The organism is Streptomyces sp. SudanB182_2057 (genome assembly GCF_964272715.1).
GTDB classification, from domain to species: Bacteria; Actinomycetota; Actinomycetes; order Streptomycetales; family Streptomycetaceae; genus Streptomyces; species Streptomyces rubradiris.
The window spans coordinates 68,429-86,280 of the sequence record NZ_OZ186800.1 but is presented as its reverse complement, the minus strand read 5'-3'; the positions used below and the strand labels follow the sequence as shown (position 1 = coordinate 86,280).

The 17,852-nt window shown below is 70.2% G+C and carries 20 protein-coding genes and 1 pseudogene; 8 read left to right on the top strand and 13 right to left on the bottom strand.

Annotated features, from left to right (window positions below; genetic code table 11):
• Positions 1–28: 28 nt before the first annotated feature.
• Positions 29–862, bottom strand: coding sequence for a helix-turn-helix domain-containing protein (locus ACSURM_RS39380; protein ID WP_436961509.1), 834 nt, complete (start codon positions 860–862; stop codon positions 29–31).
• A gap of 1,127 nt (positions 863–1,989) precedes the next feature.
• On the opposite strand from ACSURM_RS39380, the gene ACSURM_RS39375 reads away from it, so the two are divergent.
• A complete protein-coding gene (locus ACSURM_RS39375; RefSeq protein WP_436961507.1) occupies positions 1,990–2,652 on the top strand; it encodes an HNH endonuclease family protein in 663 nt (220 codons plus the stop codon).
• Positions 2,653–2,796: 144 nt separating this feature from the next.
• Entirely contained in the window at positions 2,797–3,045 is a 249-nt protein-coding gene (locus tag ACSURM_RS39370) for a hypothetical protein (protein ID WP_436961505.1), read from the top strand.
• Between the two features lie 20 nt (positions 3,046–3,065).
• On the opposite strand, the gene ACSURM_RS39365 is transcribed toward ACSURM_RS39370, so the two are convergent.
• Entirely contained in the window at positions 3,066–3,263 is a 198-nt protein-coding gene (locus ACSURM_RS39365; RefSeq protein ID WP_436961503.1) for a hypothetical protein, read from the bottom strand.
• Positions 3,260–3,478, bottom strand: a complete 219-nt coding sequence (locus tag ACSURM_RS39360; RefSeq protein ID WP_436961501.1) for a LexA family protein — start codon at positions 3,476–3,478, stop codon at positions 3,260–3,262. The genes ACSURM_RS39365 and ACSURM_RS39360 overlap by 4 nt, the downstream gene beginning before the upstream one ends.
• 65 nt (positions 3,479–3,543) lie before the next feature.
• On the opposite strand from ACSURM_RS39360, the gene ACSURM_RS39355 reads away from it, so the two are divergent.
• The 3 genes from ACSURM_RS39355 to ACSURM_RS39345 all read left to right on the top strand — a co-directional run bounded on the left by ACSURM_RS39355 (position 3,544) and on the right by ACSURM_RS39345 (position 4,939).
• Positions 3,544–3,903 carry a DUF6233 domain-containing protein gene (locus ACSURM_RS39355; RefSeq protein ID WP_436961499.1) on the top strand — a complete coding sequence of 120 codons (360 nt, stop codon included), beginning with the start codon at positions 3,544–3,546 and terminating at the stop codon, positions 3,901–3,903.
• A gap of 79 nt (positions 3,904–3,982) precedes the next feature.
• Complete coding sequence (locus tag ACSURM_RS39350; RefSeq protein ID WP_436961497.1) at positions 3,983–4,369, top strand: ATP-dependent DNA ligase; 387 nt, start codon at positions 3,983–3,985, stop codon at positions 4,367–4,369.
• Positions 4,370–4,489: 120 nt separating this feature from the next.
• Positions 4,490–4,939, top strand: coding sequence for a hypothetical protein (locus ACSURM_RS39345; RefSeq protein WP_436961496.1), 450 nt, complete (start codon positions 4,490–4,492; stop codon positions 4,937–4,939).
• A gap of 433 nt (positions 4,940–5,372) precedes the next feature.
• Here the strand turns inward: ACSURM_RS39345 and ACSURM_RS39340 are convergent.
• Both ACSURM_RS39340 and ACSURM_RS39335 read right to left on the bottom strand, forming a co-directional pair.
• Positions 5,373–5,720 (bottom strand): annotated as a pseudogene (locus ACSURM_RS39340) (NF041680 family putative transposase); the annotation flags it as partial.
• Positions 5,721–5,788: 68 nt separating this feature from the next.
• The gene (locus ACSURM_RS39335) at positions 5,789–7,405 is read right to left on the bottom strand and encodes a replication-relaxation family protein (protein ID WP_436961494.1); all 1,617 of its coding nucleotides are present in this window, start codon (positions 7,403–7,405) and stop codon (positions 5,789–5,791) included.
• Positions 7,406–8,090: 685 nt separating this feature from the next.
• Between ACSURM_RS39335 and ACSURM_RS39330 the strand changes: the two genes are divergently transcribed.
• Positions 8,091–8,540 (top strand): hypothetical protein, encoded by a 450-nt coding sequence (locus tag ACSURM_RS39330; protein ID WP_436961492.1) that lies wholly within the window; start codon positions 8,091–8,093, stop codon positions 8,538–8,540.
• 367 nt (positions 8,541–8,907) lie between these two features.
• Here ACSURM_RS39330 and mobF read toward each other — a convergent pair whose 3' ends face one another.
• Both mobF and ACSURM_RS39320 read right to left on the bottom strand, forming a co-directional pair.
• Positions 8,908–10,878 (bottom strand): MobF family relaxase, encoded by a 1,971-nt coding sequence (gene mobF, locus ACSURM_RS39325; protein ID WP_436961491.1) that lies wholly within the window; start codon positions 10,876–10,878, stop codon positions 8,908–8,910.
• Between the two features lie 361 nt (positions 10,879–11,239).
• On the bottom strand, positions 11,240–12,562 hold the full coding sequence (locus ACSURM_RS39320; RefSeq protein WP_436961489.1) for a hypothetical protein: 1,323 nt from the start codon (positions 12,560–12,562) through the stop codon (positions 11,240–11,242).
• Between the two features lie 257 nt (positions 12,563–12,819).
• Here ACSURM_RS39320 and ACSURM_RS39315 point away from each other — a divergent pair, with 257 nt between their 5' ends.
• Both ACSURM_RS39315 and ACSURM_RS39310 read left to right on the top strand, forming a co-directional pair.
• Entirely contained in the window at positions 12,820–13,869 is a 1,050-nt protein-coding gene (locus tag ACSURM_RS39315) for a ParA family protein (protein WP_436961487.1), read from the top strand.
• Positions 13,866–14,891, top strand: coding sequence for a ParB/RepB/Spo0J family partition protein (locus ACSURM_RS39310; RefSeq protein WP_436961485.1), 1,026 nt, complete (start codon positions 13,866–13,868; stop codon positions 14,889–14,891). The genes ACSURM_RS39315 and ACSURM_RS39310 overlap by 4 nt, the downstream gene beginning before the upstream one ends.
• A 501-nt stretch (positions 14,892–15,392) precedes the next feature.
• Here the strand turns inward: ACSURM_RS39310 and ACSURM_RS39305 are convergent.
• The 6 genes from ACSURM_RS39305 to ACSURM_RS39280 are packed head-to-tail and all read right to left on the bottom strand — an operon-like array spanning position 15,393 to position 17,679.
• Complete coding sequence (locus ACSURM_RS39305) at positions 15,393–15,575, bottom strand: hypothetical protein (protein ID WP_436961484.1); 183 nt, start codon at positions 15,573–15,575, stop codon at positions 15,393–15,395.
• The gene (locus tag ACSURM_RS39300; RefSeq protein ID WP_436961483.1) at positions 15,575–16,057 is read right to left on the bottom strand and encodes a hypothetical protein; all 483 of its coding nucleotides are present in this window, start codon (positions 16,055–16,057) and stop codon (positions 15,575–15,577) included. The genes ACSURM_RS39305 and ACSURM_RS39300 overlap by 1 nt, the downstream gene beginning before the upstream one ends.
• Entirely contained in the window at positions 16,057–16,260 is a 204-nt protein-coding gene (locus ACSURM_RS39295) for a hypothetical protein (RefSeq protein WP_436961482.1), read from the bottom strand. Before ACSURM_RS39295 ends, ACSURM_RS39300 begins: the two co-directional genes overlap by 1 nt.
• A 20-nt stretch (positions 16,261–16,280) precedes the next feature.
• The gene (locus ACSURM_RS39290) at positions 16,281–16,565 is read right to left on the bottom strand and encodes a hypothetical protein (protein ID WP_436961481.1); all 285 of its coding nucleotides are present in this window, start codon (positions 16,563–16,565) and stop codon (positions 16,281–16,283) included.
• Positions 16,562–17,005, bottom strand: a complete 444-nt coding sequence (locus tag ACSURM_RS39285; protein ID WP_436961480.1) for a hypothetical protein — start codon at positions 17,003–17,005, stop codon at positions 16,562–16,564. Before ACSURM_RS39285 ends, ACSURM_RS39290 begins: the two co-directional genes overlap by 4 nt.
• On the bottom strand, positions 17,002–17,679 hold the full coding sequence (locus ACSURM_RS39280; protein ID WP_436961479.1) for a GGDEF domain-containing protein: 678 nt from the start codon (positions 17,677–17,679) through the stop codon (positions 17,002–17,004). The genes ACSURM_RS39285 and ACSURM_RS39280 overlap by 4 nt, the downstream gene beginning before the upstream one ends.
• Positions 17,680–17,852 lie beyond the last annotated feature (173 nt).

The window sequence follows — 17,852 nt, the reverse complement described above, 5'->3', positions numbered from 1 at the left end:
CCCCTATTTTGGTGGTGGACTGGCGGGTTCAGCTCGGGGTGGTGGTGTCTTCTTCGGCGGCCGAGCGGGCGCGGCGCCACAGGGGCCGGGCGATGTTGGGCAGGCTCTGCAGGGCGAGGGCGAGTCGGTGGATGACCGGCCAGTCGGGGACGCCGGGGCCGTTGAGGGCGTGGTGGAGGTCGTCGGGGCTGATGGAGTGCTGGGTGATGTTCTCGGGGGCCGGGGAGCCGAAGGCGTAGTGCAGGGCCCGTAGGTAGGTCTGGAGGTAGCGGACGGGGTCGTCGCTGTTGGAGGGCTGGACGTTGGCGGCTGCTTCCCAGAGCGGTTTCATCAGGTCCGGTTCGATGCCGCATGCGTCGCAGATGCCTTTCACGTGCAGCCAGGAGGGGGCGCGCTGGCCGGAGAGCATGCGCGAGACGTAGGACTCGTCGACGGCCATGCGCTCGGCGAGTTCGCGCTGGCGGCGGCCGGAGCCGTTCTTCATGCGGGTGAGGGCGCAGGCCAGGCGCTGGCTGGGCCGGTACAGGATCAGGGCGCCGGTGGCGGTGGCGGTGTCGTGGGCGGCGGTGGCCGGCTTGGGCCGCCGGCGCGTTTCCAGGGCCTTCTCGACGGAGAGCGGGTCGTACTTCTTGCGCAGGCGGTCCGCGGTCAGCTCGGCGATCGGTGCGAGGTCGGCGAGTGGTTTGCCCTGGGCGCGCTGGCGGATGACGACGGCGGCGATCGCCTCGTCGGCCAGGGAGCGGAGGGTGATGAGGTGCTGGAGGAGTTCGGTGTTGGGTGTGGCGGCGCGGTCGGCGCTGAGGAGCAGGTCTCCGGAGACCATGGTGCAGTCCTCGGCGAGGTCGCGGATGGCTTCGGTCATGCGGGTGACGCGGGTGGGGCCGGCCGGGGTGGCGGGTCGGGAGGGCCGCGGGCTGCCGTCAGCCGTCTGGATGGTGGAACGGGTGGACAAGGGGACACCTCTTTCGGGGGTGCTGGACGGGTATCTGTACCGGTCGTCCGGCCGCGGGCGGCCGGGCGGGGGTCGGCGCCGGCACGGGGTGCGGTGTGGTGCGCACCCCGTGCCGGTGAGCAGGTCAGCGGCGCCAGATCCAGTGGCGGACCAGCACAGACCCGTGAGCGGCTGTCAGAAAGAGGGCGGCGAGGGGCAGCAGACGCGGCGGCCAAGCGTGCGGGATCGCGAGCAGGGGAAGGCAGATGACGGCGATGGGCAGGCTTCCGCGGAGCGTGACAGCCTTGACATGCCACACCCATGTTTGGGCCGGGGGCGGCGGCGGGATGATACGGTCACGACTCGATTTCCGGGCGGGTGCGCTTGCACGCGCAGGGAAATGAGTTCGGCGTCGGCGCAGGAGCATCGGGCTTCTCCCTTGTACTGGGCTGGCGTTGAGAGCGACAGGACCCCGGCGCACGGGCTACCAACCATTTGGCGCCGGGGTCTTTGCCGTCCGGCGGAAGATTGCCGGGACCAGGACGCTACTACCTTGCGCAGCGCCGTGATGCCGGAACGTAGCGTCGCGGGTATGGGCGCCCGCCGCCCTCCGAGCGGTCACGCCCAGAAAGCCCTGCGCGCAAACGGCAGCATTCGATCAGAAACGGTCACCCAAAGCGGGACATCCGGGATGAATACGCGATTCTGAGTGCGCCCGCGCAGACCCGCCCGTCCCTCCGCGCGCCCACCGAGCGCCCCCCTCCCGCCCTGCTGAAGATCAATAAGCGTGTCAACAAAATCAAGCAGCAACCAACGCATCGCACAGCCGACACGACGCGCACGTGGTTTCACACGTCCGCCAAGGTAGAAGCGGTGTCAGCGCGGCCACGCCGCCCGCCCTGCCCTCCAGGGCGGAACCAGGCACCAGGTCCCGACGCGACGCAGTGTCAGCAGAGCGCCGGGCAGGGTCGTTTCTGCGGTGAACCGCTTCGCCCGCCCAGGTGAGACAACCGGCGCGCACCCCCGCCCGGACCCGGTGCACCGCTATCAACAAGACGGTGATCACCAGCCTCAGGCGCTCCCTGGCCGCGGCCGTCATGGTCGCGGCCGCCCTCGCGCCCACCACTGCCAGCCCCGCCCACGCCGACCAGACCCGCCTTCTCGACGGCATCTCCTCCCTGCCCGTCGAAGCCGAGAACCGTACCGGCTACGACCGCGACAAGCTCTACCCGCACTGGAAAGACCTCGACCGCAACGGCTGCCCGGCCGACAAGGACGTCCTGATCAACGAGGCCATCGAAGACCCCGACGTCGGCCCGGGCTGCAAGCTGACCGGCGGCGTCTGGTACTCCTACTACGACGCGCAGGAAATTCACGGCTCCGGCCCCGGCAGGATCGACATCGACCACCTGGTGCCGCTCGCCGAGGTCCACGACTCCGGCGGCCACAGCTGGAGCCCCGAGCGCCGCAAACGCTACGCCAACGACCTCGACAGCGACACCACCCTCGTCGCCGTCAGCGCCCGCTCCAACCGCCAAAAGAGCGACAAGGACCCGGCGGAATGGATGCCCATCCCGGCCGCCCGCTGCCAGTACCTGGGTGAATGGGTGGAGACCAAACTTCGCTGGAACCTCTCCGTCGACCCCGCCGAACGCGACGCCCTCCTGCACTACGCCGCCGGCTGCCCCAACACCACCCTCACCTACGACCCCGCCCCCTAACCCGCCACAGGACGCCGGGCCCCGGCCGTGCCCGGGCCCCGGCACGTACACCGGTGGAAAGGCGCCCGCCGGCCGCCGCCGTACCCGATCGGACGGCGGAGACAGCAGCCGGCACGGCACACCGGCCGCCTAAAATCCATGAGCGTGCAAGAGATCCCCGACGAGCTGATCAGCCTAGAACGGTCCGCCGAGAAGGAGCGGGCCCGGCTCGCGGGCCTCACCGGTGACGACTACGACGCCCAGTTGTGCCGCTGGCGCGAGGCCTCCGCCGCCTTCCACACGGCCGTCACCGTGCACGCCGCAGCTGTCAAAGCCAGCCGGTACGAGCTCGAGCAGGCCGTGAAGAAGGCCGTACGGCACCCCGAGCCCAAGGACAGCGTAGCCGACGAGTAATTCCGCGGGCGGTGCCACGGCTACTGGTCGGGCCAGTCGGCCAGCACCCCACCGGTCTCCTCATCGAGGAGGACCACGCGGGTGCCCGGCCTGCCGCCGCGCTCGCCGATCCAGCGCCGGAACTTGGCCTGCGCGGTCTCCTCCTGGTTCCACCAGCCGTGCTGCACCGGCCTGCCGTCCATGGTGAGCAGCAGGTGGTAGCGGCCGGGGCCGCTCATGTGAGGCGGATGCCGCGGGTGCGGCCCGGCTCGCGGACGATCGCGGACTTCGCCTCCAGCTCGATGAGCTGGTAGTGCACCGAGGCCCGGCTGCGCATGCCGACCGCCTGCCCGATCTGCTGCACCGTCGGCGCTTCGCCGTGGTCGGCGATGTGCCGGCGGATGCAGCGCAGGATGCGCTCCTGGGTGTCGGTGAGGTGGTCAACGCGGTGCATAATCCAATTAGAGCGCTTGTTCGAATTCAGGGGCAAGCTGGGACTTAAGGGACCGGGAGGAGCAGGTGAGCGGTGGCGAGCAGCCGCTCTCGCGTCTGGACGCGCTGCGCTTCGCCCGGCGCGTCGTCGCACAGCAGGCGGCACGGCAGCTGGCCCTCATCGACCGGTGGATCGCCGACGAGGAACACCGCCAGGCCGAGCGGCGCCGCGGCCAGGAGCGGCGGCCGGAGCCGGCGCAGTGGCTGATCCAGTACGGCCTGAACCGCTCGAATGTCGACGCCGTGCACACCGGTGACTGCTGGGCCGCCGCCAAGAGCGGCCGGTGCCGCCCCGCCACCCGGCAGCAGGCACGCGACGCCCTGCTCCAGCACGTCCCGGCCTGTGTCCATTGCCGGCCCGATACCGCCCTCGGCATCCTCGAGTAGACCGGTCGTCCCGGCCGGCTGCCGGGTGACCGGGCTGGTGCGCACCGTGCTCCTGGCGGCCGGCGGGAAGGCATCACTCATGACCTGGTCCTTGCCCGAGCCGATGCTGACCGTGGCCGTGGACGGCCCCGCCCTGTCCGCCGGGTGGGCCGCCGAGCCGAAGTGGGACGGCTTCCGCGCCCAGCTCGCCGTGCACACGGGCGGCCGGGTGCTGCTGCGCTCGAGGCAGGGAACGGACATGACCTCGGCGTTCCCCGAGATCCGGCGGGCGGCCCTCGCGCAGCTGCCCGCCGACACCGGCCTGGACGGCGAGCTCGTGGTCTGGGAGTCCGGCCGGCTCACGTTCGAGCGGCTCCAGCAGCGCCTCGCCCGACGCGGGACCGGAGCCGTGGAGGCGGCACGCCACTCGAGGGCGCCCGCTCGAAGCCCAACTCCTCGAACAGGACCAGTCATGACGCTTCAGTAGCTGTGCCATATTCCTTGATCAGTGACGGTCTGCCACTTGTTCGTGGTGATAGGCAGTCCTGTTCTCCGGGCCTTTTCGGAAGCGGGGCCGGACTCGTCCCCGAGGAGGGAGGATTCCTCCATGACCCCTGACAGGCTCCGTCTGGCCTCAGATTGTTCGGCGGCCCTGGGCGCTCTCGTGAAGGCCGACTCCGTCGACGTGGACGCCTGCGCGGCTCTGGCCCGCCGACTCCGGGAGGACGGCATCGCCGCCACGATGCACGCCGACTACCTACGCAGCGAGACCCAGGAACGCGCCCTTGGCCCCGACGCGTCGACGGAGGACGTGCGGCACATGCTGGGAGCACTCAAAGTGGCGTTGTTCATCGTCTCGACATGGCGGTGGGACATGCAGGCCGAATACACGCTGGGGCAGATCCTGGCCGTGCTGGAGCGTGTGATCAAGGAACCCCCGAGCTATTGGACGGAGTCCTTGATCGCGCAGAGCAGGAGAGACGCTGTGGAGAGCCTGGACCTGCACCATGTGAATCTCCTCAGCCTCCTGGACCAGCGTAAGGGGCCGGGCAACTGAAGTGGGCCCCACCCCAACCTCGAAGTGACCGAACCTGCCCATCCATCACAGGCCGTCACTGATCAAGGGATATGGCACAGCTACTCAGCTTGACGTTTAACGTCAAGGGTCGGCCCGCGTCATCGCGGGGGCTTCACTGCATGTCCAATCGCGATGAGGCCGACACCGACAACCAGGAGCGCTGAGGAGCGCAAGTTCCAGCTGATCAGTATCAAGATCGCCCCTGCTCCCCAGAATCTGGGTTGCCGTACTCGCTGCTGGAGCCATCGACCGGGCATACGGCCGAGCAGTAGAGCGTGCACCCCGATGACGGCCAGGGCGATGGCGAGGGCAACCAGCACAAAGCTCAGTACAAGGAACGTGAACAAATCCCTTCCCCGCTGCTTCTGGCTGCCACGCCGCATCGCTATCCAACCCGACTGCCGCGGAGATCTCACTGCCGGGGCGGGTGAGACGCTTGACGTCGGGGCTTGGTGCCAACTTTGTGATGGGCCGGACGGGTGTATGCCTCGCCGGTCGCGAGAACTCTCCCCACTTCATGGCGGGTGGCCATCTGACGGTTCTTCGAGCCCGGAGGCCGTCCGGGTCCGGGACGAGATGGTTTCGGTGCACCGGCTGGGGAGCCGGTCTTCGTGCGCAGGTTCCTGAACCCTCGCCGGACGCAGGAGGGCGTGAGCTTGTTCGCCTCGGTCGGCTTCTCCCAGGGCCTGCGGAGGCCGGCGGCCAGCGGTCGGGCGAGCCGGAGCTGGGCATAGGCGGCGATCACCAACCAGGTCCACCGGCACCACCGGTGGCCGGGCGGACCGATACGTGTGTACCCGTCGCCCGGCCGCCGGCGGCGTGCCCGGCTCAGCGGCGCAGGCGCCAGAGCCAGCCGGTTGCCTTCTGCTCGGGCACGGCCGGCTCCTGCTCCTGGTCACGCTCCTCCTGCCGGTGACTCACACCCCAGGCCAGGTCCACGTCGGACTCGAACCGCTGGTCGCAGTCCCCGCACAGAGACGGGCGCTTCGCCAGGGAAGGGCCCCAGCCGACGCGCGCGGTCGCCTTCCATCGTTCGTCGCTGAACGCGGCACCGCATTCGGTGCAGACGGGGCGTTGGGGCGCGGGCCAGAAATCGTCCGGCCCTGCAACGCCGCGTACCGGCTTCCGGCGCTCCTGGGTGTCAGCCGCTGGGCTGACGACGGCGTCGGCCTTGCAGCCGTCGCACAGGTGCGGGTGGGAGTCCTTCGGGGCTCCCCAGTCCCTCGCCTGGGCTGCCTCCCAGCGCTCGTCGGTGAACTTCGCCCCGCAGCCGGTGCAGACGGGACGACGGGCCTCCCGCTCGGCCGCCTGCTCCTGAGCCGCCCGCCGCACCCGCGCCTGGTACTCCTCCTCCCGGACCCTGGCCGCTTCGCGGGCACGGGCCCGGGCCGCCTCACGGCGGGGGTTGCCGATCGCTTCCCGCAAGGGCTGCAGGTGGGTACGGCCGAAGCGCAGGAACGCCGGCCCGGCCGGGCCGTGCTCGCGCAGCTTCTTCAGGCTGGTGGCGATGATGGGGATCTTGCCGTCGTAGTCGTGGAAGCCCTCCGCCCGCTCCCCCTGCCACAGGTGGCGGGTCAGCTCGTGCAGGCGCGCGATGGTGCGGTCGGGGTTGCGCTCGCCGATGCGGTTGAACACCAGCAGGACGGGCGGGTGCGCCGCATCACCGGACGAGGTGGTCGGCACGGTCCAGCGGGTGCGCCACATCGGCCGCTCGGTGCCGTCGGTGTCCTTCACCTTCCGCCGGAAGAACCGGGCGTACTTCTCCAGCTTGTCGGCGAGCTCCTCGGCGGTCTCGTGGCAGTTGTCGACCTCGATGAACAGCAGCGGCACCCCGTCCTGCGGGGCGGTCAGGACGATGTCGGCCTGGGCGCCGCCCCTGCCGGGCGCGTTCCACGTGCCGGTCGCGGGCAGCGGAACCTCGGTCCAGTACGAGGCGATGGTGCCGATGCCGTCCGGGGAGTCGACGGCGGCCTGGGCGGCGGCCCGGACGTGCGGTGGGTCGACGGTGAGCCTGGCCATGTTCGGCTTCGGGCGCAGCATCGCGATGACCGTCTCGTTGACGGCCATCGGGTGGGAGGCGCCGCTGGAGCCCGCGCCGCGCACGGTGGAGCCCATCTCCGTCACCGGCCGGTTCAGCTCGTAGGAGGCGGCCAAAAGGCCCTTCGAGGTCAGGTTGCGCAGGGCGTCGCCGGTCTCGGTGGAGCCGCCGTTCTCGGACAGGCCGTGCCCCCGCATGTCGGAGAGCGCGGCCGTGTGCGAGGCGGTGCGGGCCTGCTTCCGCTTCGACGGGCTCGGCTTGTCGGCGTGCCGGAACGTCAGGTGTGGAGCGCCGATCCGCTGGATCTGATCCGTCGTGGCCACCTTCAGCGCCCCGAGCACGCGCAGCACGTCACCGCGGTAGTTGTTCGTCGATCCCGCCGGGTTGGTCTTCCGCTTCCCCGCCATCAGCCCCGCTCCCTTCCTGTCGCCCACCGCGCTCGGCCACCTGCCGCGCGCCGGCCGCGCCCGGCCGGAGAGGGCATCCGGGCCTCCCGGAACCCGATGATCTCCTCCTCCACGGACAACACAGAGAAGTTCAAGAGGAGAGAAGAGGGTTGTGACGGCGCGATTTTCGCGCCCATTCCCGCGCTGACAAGGGGTTTTCCGCCGCCCCTGGGCGGCGGGCACCAAAGGGGGTTCCCAAGGGGCCTTCGAAGGGGGCGCCCAGGGATCCCCCTTGGGCCTGCCCGCCAGGCGCCGGCCTTCCGGTGTGATCGGCCCGAGCGGCGGTGCTGCCCGGCCCCCGGGTGGGTGCTCGTCATCGTCTCGTCTCCTTCGCTGGCCCCGGCCGGGGCGGTCGGGGCGAAGGAGCAGCGTGCACGGGCCCCCCTTGTCCGCGGTCTAACCGTGGCCAGGTCAAGGAGAAACGCGGCCGTGGTCGGGTCGGTAGCAGAGGTGGACAAGGGGGTGCGGTCGGGTTCGTGGTCGGCCCGACCGCTCTGGACAAGGGGGCCCGGTTTACCCCTTGCAGACCCGATTCGCCGGTTTCGGCTCGGAGGGAGAAATCTCTGGCCTCTGTCCACAGGCTGGCGGGCCGACCCTGCTGGGACGACGCCGTGAGTCGCACGGCGGTCATCGTGAGGAGAGGTTCATGCCGTACCTGATCCCGACCCGTACGCCGCTGACGCCCGAGCAGGTGGAGCAGGGCTTCGACTACCTCCTGGCGCTGCAGACGGGCGGCGGTACCTACGCCGCTGGTCGGGCGGAGGCGACCCCGGAGCTGGCGTTCATCCTGCTGCGGCTCGCCGAGGACATCATCTGGCCCGTCGCGGCCGTGGACGGAGAGGCCGCCGACCTGTGCGCGGACTCCTTCGTGCTGGACGAGGTCGGGTGCGTGCTGCTGTCCGCGCTGCGGGACTGGGCGCGCGACTCCGCCACCACGGCGGTGCCCGGCATCGCCCGCAGCATCATCCGCTGCATCGAGAACGTCATCCCCGACCCCAACGACCAGGGAGACACTCACGCCACCCTGGAGGCGATGCGCGACGAGCACCTGGCGCTGGCGCACGCGGCGCACTCCGCACCTGGTGCGCACCGCTGACCGCACCAACCGCACCACCGCACCGGATGGGAGCGCACCGGTGCGGTGGAACGCACCATCGGGTGCGCACCGGTGCGGTGGCGCGCCCATCCGGTGCGCACCACCGTCCATCCGGTGCGCTCCACTCGGTGGGCGGAGCGCACGGGTGCGGCCGACGCGCGGGAGTGGCGCGCACCGAGTGGAGACGGTTCGGTGGAGTGGGCCCGAGTGGAGGCGCGGCCCCACCCCCGTCGGTGGCGTCCACTTCCACTCGGTGGGCTCCACTCGGTGGGCTCCACTCCCGGACGGTGGACTCCACTCGGTGGAGTGGACGCGGGGTGTCGTCGGTGCGCACCACCGCACCTGGTTGCGCGCCCATCGGGTCCACTCAGTGGCCGGCCTCCCGGCCGCGGTGCGGTCCGGGTTGCTGCGGGCGGTGCGCCTGCTGGTCGTCCGGGCGCACCGGGCGCACTGCGTCGGCATCGGCCTGTGCGGTGTGGCGGTCCGCGCGGACGCGGGAGTCGTCGGCCATCTTGGTGGCCACCTCCTGGAGGTGGCGCAGTCGGTCGGCCGTGAGATCGAGGGCTTCCACGTCCGTGCGGGATTTCCGCAGGGCCCGCAGCGCCGTCATGTCGATCGCCTCCCGGCGGCCGGGCTCCGGCTCCTGGTCGTCGTGCTCGGCTTCGGCGGCCAGGGGCGCGAGCAGCTGCTCGGGCATTGCCGCCTGCTGGTGGGCGACGATGTCGTACGCCCGGCTCCGCACGGTGGTGGCGGTGGTGGCGCGCAGCTGCTCGCGCACCACCGCGCCGGCGAGGACGGCGCGCTCGTACTGGAGCGGGATGCGGGGGATCTCCCACTCCCCCGCATCCTGGCCCGGGGGCCGGTGCGCGGGCGGCTCGCCGGGATCGGCCGGGGGTTGCCGGTCCGGGTCGGGCGCGGGGGTGGCTGACCGGCGGCGGGCGGGGAGGTCGGACAGGGACCACCGGGTGGTGTAGAGGCGGTAGCCGGCCTCCAGGCCGCGGACGGTCTTCGGCTCGCTGATGTCCAGGCAGTGGGTGGAGATGGCGGTGGCCACGATCTCCTCGTCCAGGCCGGGGTCGCGGCGGCGGCCGCGCAGGACGAGGGCGAGGTGGCGGCGGGCCTCGGCGAGCAGGTGTCGGCGGTGGAAGCGGCCGCCCTCGTTCATCACGAACACGGTCGCGGCGACGTCGACGGCCGCCAGGGCGACGTCGACCACGGCGGCGACCCGGGCCCGGATCGCGGCGGCCGCGGCGCGGGCGTGCTCGAGGAGGGAGTTGATGACGTCGGCGGCCACCCTGGACGTGCGGATCGCACTCTCCTTCCACTCCTTGCGCAGCTGCGCGAGCGGCTGGGTCTTCCGCTTGGGCGGGCGGGTCTTGCGGGCGGCGATCTGGTTCATCTTGGCGCGGGCCCGCTCGGAGACCACGGGCAGGAACTTCAGCTCGCCGTCGTCGTCGACGGCGGTGACGTACTCGTGCTCCAGCTCGGTCAGGCAGGCGGCGATCTGGTCGCTGCGCCGGGAGGTCCAGCGGATCAGCTCGTGCGGCACCCCGGCAATCTCCATCACGGGCCGGCGCCCCGGGGTGACGGTGCGCGGCTCGGTCGCCAGCCCCAGCGCCTCGCAGACCTCCGCGGCCACGAGTTCGTTGTAGAGCGCGGAGGCGGCCACGGTGTTCTCGTGCAGGGCCGTGGTGTGGATCGAGCCCCACTTCCCGTCCAGGCGCTGCCCCTTCACGGACAGCAGCAGATGGTCATGGAGCAAGGGCCGCCCGGAGCGCGCCTCGTAGTGGCGGAAGCGGGCGGCGACCAGACCGCCGGGCGGCCGCACCCGGTAGATGCCGTCCTTGCCGTACCGGATCACCGCCACCTCGTCCTCGATCCACTCCAGCACCCGCTCGATCGCGTACTCGTGCGCGGCCTCGATCACCCGCCGGGTCTCCTCGTCCCCCAGCGCCCACAAGAGGTAGATCGTCGGCTGCGGCCGGAACACGAAGTCGACACCCGTAACCGTCACTCGGCGTCCAAGAGCGCCGGCCTGGAACGCCTTCTTCGGGGAGTCGCCCTTGGCGAGCCGCTCGGCCTCGATCCGGTCCGCGTACGGGTGCCGTCCCCGCTCGCCGAACAGGTTCCGCAGCTGCGCCTCGGTGACCTCCTCACCCGCCGTCAGCCCAAGCACGGCAAGTCCCCGGCCCATCCAGCGCCCGACCGGGACCCCGGCCTGCTCCTGGGCGACGCGCAGCGGCGTACGCGCCGGTCGGCGGCCGTCACCGACCACGGTCTCGCGCAGGTAGTAGCGGTACATCTGACCGGCCCGGACAACCCTGATATCCACTGTCATGCAGACCACGCCACACGGCTCTGACCTGCAAGAAAAGACCGATCAGCGGTACGTCCCGCCAGACGGGAGCAGCGGCCGAACTTTCTTTGTCGCGTCCCGCCGGGCGGGACGCGGCTTCGACCAGCGACCCAGTGTCAACGCTCTCCGGCAACACCGGCAACACCTGAACAACACCACTGAGCACCATCGGACATCCACGAGCCGACAAGCACCGCCAAGGAACGACCGCCTACCCAGCCCTCGGCAACCGCCGAGGGCTTCGTTGCGGTGACGCGGACGGTCAAGGCAGCGGGCGGGATCGCAGCTTCTTCTCAAGACCCTTCGTCGCGTCGGCCTCGACGCCAGCATGTCCTGGCCCGGCTCAGTTAGGTGTGCTTTGGCTGTGATCGCGGTTCCAGATCCGATCCAGCGTGGTGAACTCCTCCTCCGTCAGATCGCTGGGTCCGTAGGTGCGGACGAGGCTGGTGTCCCAGGGACGCTTTCCGCCGTAGTTCGGTGTCAGCATCACCCCGATCGTGACGAGCTCGTCCGGCCGGCCGGTACGCTCGGCTATTTCGTGGTGACGTAGCTGGACGTAACTGCCGAAGATGGCCTGGACGTCACGGTCGAAGCGGGTGGCGCATGCGTAGATCGTCTGCCGCGTGGCCTCGGCGTTCAGGTGCCGGCGAAAGCGCCACTTGAGCTGATCGTCGGGTACCTGGACGACGTCGTCGAGCATGTCCAGCAGAAGGCGGCCCCACTCTTCGCGGTCGCCGACCGGAAGGCTGTCGAGATCCGAGAGGATCGCATGCCGGTCGGCCTCGCTCGCGTGGCTGGGAAGCGCGCTGGTGGTGACGTCCTCAAGGACCAACCGGATCACCACATGCGTACGGGTGGTGGCGGCGCCGACGGGAGCCTGGGGCAACAGAGGCGTGGAGTGCAGCATGCCACCGGGGCCGACGAGTTCGGTGTCGATGTCGCCGGGCGGTGCGGCGGCATCAGCGGCAGCGAACTCGTAGTAGCGCACCGGCTCCTCACCCAGCGGAATGGCAGGCGCGGCAGCAGCACGGAACAGGTAGTCGAGCACGGCGGTGGTGGAGCGCAGCTGGTCGAACAGAAAGTCCCAGTCGCGGCGGGTCAGCGCAATCGCTGGCATACCAATCGGCTCCAAGAGGGCCACTGTGCCCTGTGGGGGCCGATGGTGGTCCAGCAGGAAAACCGCAATCCATTCGAACGCGTTGCCGTCGACGTGCAGCGTCCGGCCCCTGCCATTGACCATGTCTGCGGGCATCAGACGCAACTGGCGTACGGTGCCCTTCGCCTGACGCATCGCCTTCGCCGCCACCTTTTGGATCCAGCCGCTTTCCTCGGCGTCCGGCTTGGGCGGGATGGTGCGGGCCTTGACCTGCACGACCGCGCCCCGCTGGCCGGCCAGCAGCAGGCGGTCGCCCAGTTCTCGCTGCCCCGAGCCCTTGCTTGCGTGCGCAGTCTGCTGGAAGACGAAGTCGGGCAGGCCCCATGTAGCGGCGGCGGTGTGAGCGGCTGCTTCGGCACCGGGGCCGTGATCGACGCCGGAAGGCAGGGGCAAAGCCGGCGGTATGCGCCGCATGTAGGGCCCGTTAGGGGTTTCGACAACCAGGGTCAGGGAGCTGGAGTCGTCATCGCTGACGTAGCGCCAGAGCTGTGAGGTAGGGCGGTCTGTCATGCCGACCATTAGATGCCGCGCGCACCATCTGGGGTGCAGATTTCCTGGAGGCCGCCCTCCGACGGGTCGTCGCGTGGCACTGCCGCTCCCGACCGGGAGGGTGAATGCGGGGACCGGCACCTCTGCACATCACTGATGGCCTAGTAATGTTCGGTCGCATGAGCATCCCTAGCCCCCGAGGGGAGCGGGAGAAGCTAATTACAGCCCTGACTCCCCAGCTCCGCAGACATTTGAAGATCCGTGCCTTCGAGCATGGAATGGACATTCAGGACGCCACTGAGCACGCCATCAAGGCTTGGTACACCGCGGACCAGGTCCCTGACGTCGATACCACCGGCGCGAAGACATGGGGGACTTTCCTTCCTGCTGGCGAGCCCGAGGCGTTTAAGAACGCGTGCAGCGAGCGCGGGGTCACCTACGTCCAGGGCCTGGCTCAGGCGGTGACGCTCTGGCTCGAGGCGCACCCCTCCCCCGCGTCGCCCCTCACCGAGCAGCCGGTTATCCGCGTCATAGTGGCCAATCAGAAGGGCGGGGTCGGCAAGACGTTCATCTCCAGCGGCATCGCCCAAGCGCTCGCGGAAGCCGGCCACCGGGTGCTGATCGTCGACTACGACCCCCAGGGGCATCTCACAGCGGAGCTCGGCTTCGAGGACCTCATGTACGAGGACGACGTCGAGACACTGCTCATGCACATGGACGGGACCGCCAAGGGTGACATTCACGACCTGCTGGTAGCCCTGGACCAGGAGCGTTTCGGCGAGCGTCTGCATCTCCTGCCCGCGAGCGATGACGCGTTCCTGCGGGATGTTGCTTTGTCCAAGGTGTCGTTCAGCGAGGCCGCCCTGGAGCGGGCACTTGAGCCGCTGGAGAACGACTACGACGTCATCATCATCGATGGCCCGCCCAGTCTCGGCCTGAACATGGATACGGCCCTGTACTACGTGCGGCGCCGCGACGGCGAGCTGTCTGACCGGTCCGGCGTGATCACGCCGGTATGGGCGAACAAGGCTTCCCATCGGGCCTTCCGGCTGCTGCGCGAGCAGATGGAAGACCTGTGCCGCAAGGGCCGGATCACCATCGACTACCTCGGCCTGGTCATCAACGCCTATGACAGCCGCCGCGGAAAGCTGGTCAAGGAGAACCGCGACCAGTGGGAGCGCAGCAGTTCACCGGCGGTGCTGGCAGTCATCGGTGATCTGAAGGAGGGGCGCGAAGCGGCTGACGGGGAGATCCCGCTGCTGGAGTACGCGCCCGACAGTGAGCATGCGCAGGCGATGCGCGACTTGGCGAAGGAACTGGCGGTATGAGGAAGACCAAGCCCAAAGGGACGCAGGAGCGTGTGACGCGCGGCTTCACCCTGGACGAGGACGGTCAGGCCAGTCCGAAGGAAGCGCCGCGGCGGGTGCGGACACGTCAGCAGATCATCAACGGGGAGGGCAAGCGTCCGCCGGCTTCGGTTCCGCTGGCGGAACTGGCGCACAATCCGTTCAATCCCCGCGACGAGTACACCGAGATCGAGGAGACTGCTGAGTCTCTTCGTGTGCGGGGGCAGATCCAGCCGGTCACCGTCGCACGGCGGGCCGCCTTCCTCGCCGCTCACCCTGATCAGGAGGAGCAGATCGGGGCAGCCGAGTACGTGGTCATCGACGGTAACCGCAGACTCAAGGCCGCCGGTGCAGCGGGGTTGGCCGAGCTGCGGATCGACGTCAACGACGATCTGGCCGCCACCGCCGCCGACATCCTGGAGTCGGCGCTGATCGCCAACGTACACCGGGTAGACGTGCCGCCCCTCGACCAGGCCAAGGCCATCCAGCAACTGGTCGACGTACACGGTTCCCAGGGCAAGGTCGCCCGGCGGCTGGGGAAGACGCCAGCATGGGTATCGCAGCGGCTGGCACTGCTGGAACTCACCCCAGAGCTTCAGACCGCCGTCGAGGCCGGTGAACTCAAGGTAGAGCCCGCCAGGCGCATCGGACGGCTGCCTAAGGAGCAGCAGGCGCCTGCTGCACAGGAGGTCATGGCCGCGTCGAAGACGCCGCGACAGCGCGCGCCGCGTCGGCGGCTGGGGGACGGGAGCGGGGCGCAGACCGTTAACGGCGTTAACGGTTCCGATGCTGCTTCCTCTGCTCCCGCGGTACCGGAGCAGACCATTAACGGCGTTAACGCCGCGGCGGTAGACCCGGCTCCCTCGGTTCCCACGTCCATCGTCATCTCCGCTGCTTCTCCGGCAAGCATCGTGGCTGCGTTGAAGGAGCATCTGTCTCCGCAGGATCTGACCGCTGTTGCGGAGCTGCTCGTGGAAAGCCTCACCGAGGCAGCTGCAGGCTGAAGCATGCATACCCGCAAGATCCTTCTTGCACAATTGTGTAAGAACGATCTTGCTCAGCGGGCAGGGCGCGGACGCAGAAAAGCGGCCCTTGCCGTCTGGACCGGGTCCAGGTGGCAAGGGCCGCTTCGCGGTCTTGGAAGGTCAGGTTGAGGTCAGCCGAGGGGTCGCGCCCCGGCGAGGGTATGAGTGAGGAGCCGGTGGGTATCGGGCCATGCGCCGTGGATTCGCGTCTTGGCGCCCGCCAGTTCAAGACCTCCCTCGATGGCAACCACCTCTCCGCCGGCACCGAGCGGGTTCCCTAGGTCGTCATCGCCCCCATCGTGTCCTGTAGCGCATCGTTCCCGCCGGCGAGCTGCTCTTGCCAGCGACTATCACCAGGGCGCCGTCCGCCACCGCGACAAGACCCTGGGCGGTGACGGGATCCGCGAACGCATCACCGACCGGGAACACTCAGAGCGCCGCGCCCTGCCGGGAGGGCGGGTGCGGCGCTCCGGGTTGGTGCTACTGGGTGGTGTCGGTGACCACGAGGAACTGGTCGCTGCGCAGGTCCATCACGACCTGGGCGTTGACGCCCTGGGCGCGTTGGGCGGCCGCGCACTCTTCGGCCGGCCAGGAGCCGCGGGGAGCTCCGGCGGGGAACCGTTCCAGGATGGTCCGGGTGGCCGGCGCGGTGGTGGTGGCCATCAGGCGTCACCGCCGTTCACGCGCTCGTGGATGTTGATGAGGGTGGCGATGGCGTCGGGGTTGTCCGCCAGGCCGACCCACTGCCCGTGCGCGGTGAAGACGGGTACGGCGTCCGTGTTTCCGTCGAAGATCACGACGTAGTCGCCGTACCTGTCGAGCACCATCTCTCGCAGGACCGGGACCAGTGCGGTGTCCAGGACCTCCAGGGCGTCGACGGTGAGCCGGGCGTGCTCGCCGGGTGTCGGCGGCTGGACCAGGGTGCCGGTCGCGCGCAGCAGGTCGCCGGGCTGTATGCCGTTCAGCAGTTCGTGGGTGATCCGGGGGTCACCGCTGGTGCAGGTGATGATTGTGTCGGGGGCGTCGTCGTCGAGCGCGTCGATGTCGGCGGGCCGGACGACCAGGTCGAAGGTGACGGTGTCACGCGGGCCGGGGACGGGGATCGCGTCGACCCAGCCGTCGACGGCGCAGTGCTTGGTGTCCATCAGCTGGCCTCCGCCAGGCTCTCGGTGGGGCGAGGGGAGCGGGGTCGGGTAGTGCGCTGGGCAAGGTCCAGCAGCTCGCGGTTGCGCCGCTGCTGGGCTTCGGTGAGCGGGCGGGTCTTCGCGCCGTGGCGGTGCCAGAGCGGGGAGGCCGGCGGCTCGGGGTAGGCGAGGGTGTGGTCGACGTCGCGGTCGGTGCTGTTCATGGAGGTCCTCCAGGTGGAGGTCAGGCGTGGTCGCCTTGGCCTTTGGGCTTCGGCGCGAGGTCGGAGGCGAACCGCCCGAGGCGGGCCTCAACGGGGTTGGCGGTGATCCAGTCCTCCGCGCGCGCCTTGTGCGCGGGCTCGTCGGAGTGGGAGCGCATGGGCGTGGGCTGTCCGCACAGCGTGCAGGGGAGGTCCTGCCAGTGGTCGAAGTGCTGGCCGTCTCGCCAGACGAGGAGCTCGCCGGGAGCCGGGATCAGGCCCGGCTCGAACGGCGGCTTCTCCTTCGTGCGTCCCTGGCGGGTCACGGCCGGAAGTCGGGCAGCTGCTGTAGCACGCGGTCCAGCAGGTCCTCCGTCGGCTGCCAGGGCCCGAGTTGCCCGGCAGCCGGGACTGGCAACGGCAGCTCCTGGACGTCGGTGAGGACCAGGTGCCAGGTGCCGGGTTGTGCCCACGGGGTGCAGGGCTCGGAGCCCTCGGGGTCCTGGTGGCAATCGACCAGGCGCGCGATGCCGATGACGGCTCCGGTGGTGAGTTCCCGGCCGCGGATCGTGTGGGCAACCAGCGGGAGGCGCAGGGCGGCCGCGTCGGTGCGCTGCCCGGCGTGCAGGAGCATCCAGCCCCGCCAGCTCCAGGGGCGGGGCCGGTTCTCGATGCTCTTGGCGCCGGTGAGGATGCAGGTGGCGTACGGCTGCTGGACGGTGATGCCGCGGATCCAGTCGCCCTGCGGGAGGGGCGCGGTGCTCATGCGGCTCGCCCCCATGCGGCCGTTCCCGGGCGCCCGGCGCGGCGGCCGTTGATGGACGGCACCGTGGTGTGAGCGGCGGTGGCAAGGTGCGGTCGGCCGGTGTGCTTGCCGTCGTACAGGGCGGCGTCGGCGGCCCGCTGCAGCACGGTCAGGTCGCGGGAGCTGACCGCGTGCGGGGTCGCGGCGCCGACCGAGGCGGCGACGTCGATAGTGCGGCCGTCCTCGGTGACGACCGGGGTGTGCAGCATGCGGACCAGCTGCGCGAGGCGCTGCTCCGTGCGGGTGGCGGGCAGCTCCAGGACGACGGCGAACTCATCGCCTCCGAGCCTGCCCACGGCCGCGCGCGGGCCCGCCCACGCGGTGAGCCGGGCGGCGGTGGCGGCCAGGACGGCGTCGCCGGCGGCGTGACCCATGGTGTCGTTCACGGTCTTGAAGTGGTCCTGGTCGATGAGGACCACGGCCGTGTTGGCGCCGTGGCGGGCCAGGAGTCGGCGGGCGCGGGCGGTGTAGGCGTCGCGGCGCAGCAGGCCGGTCAGCGGATCCTTGCGGGTCGCCGCGAGCCGGCGGTGCAGCGCGACGGCGTGCATGATCCAGCCGGTCAGCGGCAGCGCGGCGGTGGTGATCAGGAGGGTGCGCGGGCCGATCCGGCCCTGAACGCGCAGGACGGAGTCCATACTGGGGATCTCCCTCTCGTCTCGTACGGGTTGGGTGGGCCCGGGACGGGCGGTTGGTTTGGACGCCGTGTCGTCCGTCCCGGGGCGTAGCTACAGCTCGAAGTCGCTGCGGGTGGTCCAGCTGTAGGGCTCTTCCAGGGGCCGGCCTTCGCGGTGAGCCAGTCGAGCTCCCA